Genomic DNA, 5,059 nt, shown 5'->3' with positions numbered 1-5,059 from the left:
CGCCGGTCGCCATCGGCGCGGCAAGGGCGGGGCAGGCGCCGCGTCTACGCATCGTCGCCGCCGGGCGACCGTGCAGATCCGCCTCGCCCGTCCTGTCGCTCGCCTTTGCGGCCTTAATGCTCATTCTCGATCCTCTGGCCACTTCTTACATCATCGCAGCCGGGCCGGCAAAGCATGCTGGAAAGGCTTCGCACTGGTTAATCGTCGAAATCCCGTCCCTTGCGCAGGAGATAGATGTCCATGATCCAGCCGTGCCGCTGCCTGGCCTCGGTCCTGAGCGTCAGAATGTCGGTGGCGATGTCGCCAAGTCGTCCTGATCTGACGATCTCGTCCTTGGTTCCGAGATAGGCGCCCCAGAAGATCTCGGCATCGGGATTGTTGATCTTCGCAAAAGCCTGTTCGCCGTCGAGCATGACGACGGTGCTGTCGGTTAGAAGTCCATCCTGCGCCAGCCTGCGCCCTGTGGTGATCTCGATCGGTTTGCCGACGAGGTTGACGGGGATTCTGTGGCTGGCCGCCAGCGCCTGGATGCTGGTGATGCCGGGGATGACGCTGTAATCGAAATCCAGGCTGCTTTCCTGCCGCACGCGTTCGATGATGCGGATCGTGCTGTCGTAGAGACTGGGATCGCCCCAGACGAGAAAGGCGCCGCTGCCATCATCCGGGAGACCGGAGATCAGTTCTGCATAGATGCCGGCGATCTCACCGTGCCAGGCGTCGACGCTCTGCACATAGGTCTTGTCTGCCGTCTGCCTTTGCGGCACCGCGAACTCTGAAATCCTGCCGGCCGGCCGTGTGATATAGCGGTCGCAGATATCCCGCCGGATTTCGGCGAGCTCTTCCTTGCCGACGCCCTTGACCGGCAGGAAGACCACGTCGGCTGCGTTCATTGCGTTGATGGCCTGTATGGTCAGGTGCTCCGGGTTGCCCGTGCCGATGCCGATGATATGGATATGCTTCAAGCGGATACTCCCCGTTGAGTCCTGGCGGTCATGCCGAAAAAGCTTGGACGTCGCAAGGGCTGAACGATGAGTTGGCCGCGGCCAACCGGGCCTGTGGATAGCGGCTTAGCCCTATTGTTGCTGCAAATCCCGAATCGTGTCACTTTTGATACGCTTTTTGACGCTATGTTGACAGAAAAGCGCATCGAAAAGGATTGGGTGTTTTGGACAACATTAGCGTATCGACGACAGATGTACGGATCGAGCGGCATGCGAACCAGCTTTCGCGGCAACTGAAGCTCCTCCGTGACAAGCTGTTTCCGCCGCTCTCGCAAAAGACTCTACGAACATTCTCCTCCGGCGAGGCTGCCCAGATGATCGGCGTCTCCGACGGCTATCTTCGCCAGCTTTCACTGGATGGCAAGGGACCGCAGCCGGATCTTGCCCAGAATGGCCGGCGTTCCTACACACTCGGCCAGATCAACGAATTGCGCCAGTATATGGCGAAGCTCAAGCCGAAGGACGCGCTGTCCTATCAGCCGTGGCGCCGTCCTGGCGAAAAGCTGCAGACGGTTGCCGTGACCAATTTCAAGGGCGGCTCGGCCAAAACAACGACGACGCTCTATCTGGCGCAGTATCTGGCGCTGGCGGGTTACCGGGTGCTTGCGATCGATCTCGATCCGCAGGCTTCGCTTTCCTCAATGCTCGGCGTTCAGCCCGAATTCGATCTTTCCGAGGGCGATACGCTCTATGGCGCAATTCGTTACGATGAGGGCCGCAAGACGCTGAAGGAGATCGTCCGCAAGACCTATTTCGACGGACTGGATCTGGTGCCGGGCAATCTCGAGCTGATGGAGTTCGAGCACGAGACGCCACGGGCACTGAACGATCGGCAGCGGCCGGGCGAGCTGTTCTTCCGTCGCGTTGGTGTTGCCATTGCCGAGGTAGAGGCCGATTACGACATCGTGGTGATCGACTGCCCGCCGCAGCTCGGTTACCTCACGCTTGGCGCCGTTTGCGCCGCAACATCGCTGCTCATCACCATCCATCCGCAGATGGTCGATGTCGCTTCCATGTCGCAGTTCCTGCTGATGACTTCGGATCTGCTTTCCGTCGTACGCAAGGCCGGCGGCGACCTGCAGCATGACTTCATCAAATATGTCGTCACTCGTCACGAACCCTTCGATGCGCCGCAGTCGCAGATCGTTGCGCTGCTGCGCAGTCTTTTCAGTGATGACGTGTTGACGGCGACCATTCTTAAATCGACGGCAATCGCCGATGTCGGTCTGACCAAGCAGACGCTCTACGAGATCGAGAAAGGGCAGGTGCGCCGCTCGACCTATGACCGGGCGTTGGAATCGGTCAATGCCGCCAACAGCGAGGTTCTCGCCGGTATTCACAAAGCCTGGGGCCGCACATGAGCAGACGCGATCGCCTGAAAGGTCTCTTCGACGATACGGCGCAGGAGTTGGCCGCGGCCAACTACGAGGAGCCATCTTCGCGCGGATCGGCCGGGCCGGTTCGGACGATGGCGCTGACTCTTGGCCGCATGGAGGAAGAGAGCAGGGCGATGCAGGAGGCCTTGCTCTCCGGTGAACGCATCGTCGAACTCGATCCTGATCTGATCGATTCCTCTTTCGTCCGCGACCGCCTTGCCGACCAGCCGCTCGATACGGAAGACGAGCTGGTGCAGTCGATTGCTGAGAACGGCCAGGAAGTGCCGATCCTCGTTCGCCGCCATCCCAATGATGAGGACCGCTACCAGATCGCCTACGGCCATCGCCGCCTGCAGGCGGTCAAGCTGCTCGGGCTCAAGGTTCAAGCGATCGTCCGTAAGCTTGACGATACCGATGTCGTCATCGCGCAGGGCATTGAGAATTCGGCGCGTCGGAACCTTTCTTATATCGAGCGCGCGGTCTTTGCCCTCAATCTCGAGCTCAAGGGTTTTGAGCGTCCCGTTATCATGAAAGCGCTGTCGACGGATAAGACGGAGCTATCGAAGCTGATATCCGTCGCAAAAGCCATCCCCGCCGAAATCGTCAGGTCGGTCGGAGCCGCGCCTGGCATTGGGCGACGCAGGTGGATGGCGCTTGCCCAGGACTGGAATGGGATGACGGCCGGGCGGCTTGCGAAGCTCATTGCTTCGGGAAGTTTCCTGGCGGAAGAGAGCGACCGCCGTTTCGAGCTTTTGGTTGCCGAGCTCGCCAAGAAAGAAGCGAAGCCCGAAACCACGGAATTTGACTGGAAGCCGAAGAGCGGCGGCAAAATTGCCGGCCGAATCAAGAGCGCCGGCAATTCCTTCACGATCGCGTTGAAGACCGGCGATGCGCCGGATTTCGGCGCTTACATTTCACGCCGTCTCGATGAGCTTTACGAAGCCTACCGGGCCGGCAAATTGCAAGCAGGAGAATAGGCCGCAAAAGAAAAAAGCCTCCGAACGTTGCCGTCGCGGAAGCCTTTCTCATATCTGGACAATCTGAGAATCGCACTTCCTCGAATCACTGTCAAGCATCTTCGGCATCCTTTTGGGTGGTAGCTTTCTTTTGCCTTGAGAAAAGGTGAGGGACATGGAGCCTCAATATGTATCGACGCCCTTCGGGCGGCGATCGATGACGCTTGGCATGCTGGCAAGCCAGGAAAGCGCCAGCAAGGTCGATCCGGACGCATCGGTCGACAAGTGGAAGATCTTTCGTGCACTCTGCGAAGCAAAGGACATGGTCGGCGTATCGGACCGTGCCTTGGCTGTTCTCAACGCGCTGTTGACCTTCTATCCGAAGAACGAGATTGCCGAGGCCAACGGTTTCGTCGTCTTTCCCTCGAACGAGCAGCTGTCGCTTCGCACGCACGGCATGGCCGGCACGACGTTGCGGCGGAACCTGGCGATGCTGGTGGAAGCGGGCCTGATCATCCGGCGGGATAGCCCGAACGGGAAACGTTTTGCCCGCCGCAACGGCGAAGGCGGGCTTGGTGAGGCCTTTGGCTTCAGCCTGGCGCCGCTCCTGGTGCGCGCTCGCGAGATCGAGGCGCAGGCGGCTCAGGTGATGGCCGCCAAACTCGAATGGAAGCGCCTGAGGGAGCGCCTGACACTTTGCCGGCGCGACATCACCAAGCTCATCGAGATCGCGCTGGAAGAGGAAATTGCCGGCGAATGGATCGAGATGCAGAAGCATTTCAATCTGCTTTCCGCGAGCCTGCCGCGCCGTCCGTCGGCTGCCGAGATGGAAAGTCTGCTGGCCGATCTCGAAGCTTTCCGGGAATTGATCGTCAAGACGCTGAAATCGAAGTCGAAAACAGAAAAAACAGACGGCAATGATAACCAAAACGGTCGGCACATACATAATTCAAACCCACACCTCATATCTGAACTTGAACCAAGCTTCGAACCGAAGCAGGGCGCAAAGCCGGAGGAAGAACCGCAGCCGTGGCGGGAGCCGCCGAAATCCTTCCCCCTTGCCATGGTGCTGCAGGCTTGCCCGGAGATCATCGCTTACGGAGCAGGCGGCGGCATTGGCAGCTGGCGCGATCTGATGGCCGCGGCCGTGATCGTCCGTTCCACTCTTGGCGTCAGCCCCAGCGCCTATCAGCTGGCCTGCGATGTCATGGGGCCGGAAAACGCCGCCACGGTGATCGCCTGCATTCTGGAAAGGGGCGGACATATCAACTCGGCCGGCGGCTACCTGCGTGACCTGACGCGGCGGGCGGAGCGCGGCGAATTTTCGCTCGGACCGATGCTGATGGCGCTGATGCGGGCAAATGGTCCGGCAGCGAGGAAAACCGGATGAACGGCTATGAAAAAGCTTCGCGCCAGCTGCGACGGTTAGAAGGATATGCGGCCGGTCGATCTGCCATCTCAACGGCTTCCTTCCCTCGACTTTTGTTGAAATACACCATTAACCATGTCATACATGGCGGAAGGAAACACCTATTTTGCTTCCATTTGTGAAAAACCGTAAAGCTTAACAATGCGCTACGATATCGACGGTGCAATGCTTCAGACCCTGCTTCCCGTAAGCGGGGCTGATTTGGTGGCCGTGCCGACACACTCAGCATGTCTGACGCCGAGCAGGGTGCTCGAAGGGCCGAGAGCGTTCAGGCGCGAGCTGCAACCAGGGAGGCGA

4 protein-coding genes are annotated in these 5,059 nt (G+C 59.5%); 3 read left to right on the top strand and 1 reads right to left on the bottom strand.

Annotated features, from left to right (window positions below; genetic code table 11):
- Positions 1–197: 197 nt before the first annotated feature.
- Positions 198–962, bottom strand: a complete 765-nt coding sequence (cobF, locus tag MOV76_RS38285) for a precorrin-6A synthase (deacetylating) (RefSeq protein ID WP_018246219.1) — start codon at positions 960–962, stop codon at positions 198–200.
- Between the two features lie 203 nt (positions 963–1,165).
- Between cobF and repA the strand changes: the two genes are divergently transcribed.
- From repA to repC, 3 genes are all read left to right on the top strand, one after another.
- On the top strand, positions 1,166–2,362 hold the full coding sequence (repA, locus tag MOV76_RS38280; RefSeq protein WP_047618201.1) for a plasmid partitioning protein RepA: 1,197 nt from the start codon (positions 1,166–1,168) through the stop codon (positions 2,360–2,362).
- Complete coding sequence (gene repB, locus MOV76_RS38275; protein ID WP_247266512.1) at positions 2,359–3,354, top strand: plasmid partitioning protein RepB; 996 nt, start codon at positions 2,359–2,361, stop codon at positions 3,352–3,354. The genes repA and repB overlap by 4 nt, the downstream gene beginning before the upstream one ends.
- A 154-nt stretch (positions 3,355–3,508) precedes the next feature.
- Entirely contained in the window at positions 3,509–4,723 is a 1,215-nt protein-coding gene (gene repC, locus MOV76_RS38270) for a plasmid replication protein RepC (protein WP_247266511.1), read from the top strand.
- The last annotated feature ends 336 nt before the right edge of the window (positions 4,724–5,059 follow it).

It is taken from the genome of Rhizobium sp. PRIMUS64, from assembly GCF_023006465.1.
Taxonomy (GTDB): domain Bacteria; phylum Pseudomonadota; class Alphaproteobacteria; order Rhizobiales; family Rhizobiaceae; genus Rhizobium; species Rhizobium leguminosarum.
This window is presented reverse-complemented; position numbering and strand designations above follow the sequence as displayed.

Bases quoted from the DNA above. Each gene is read 5' to 3' on its own strand.
- repB (WP_247266512.1), top strand. From the start codon at position 2,359: ATGAGCAGACGCGATCGCCTGAAAGGTCTCTTCGACGATACGGCGCAG.
- repC (WP_247266511.1), top strand. From the start codon at position 3,509: ATGGAGCCTCAATATGTATCGACGCCCTTCGGGCGGCGATCGATGACG.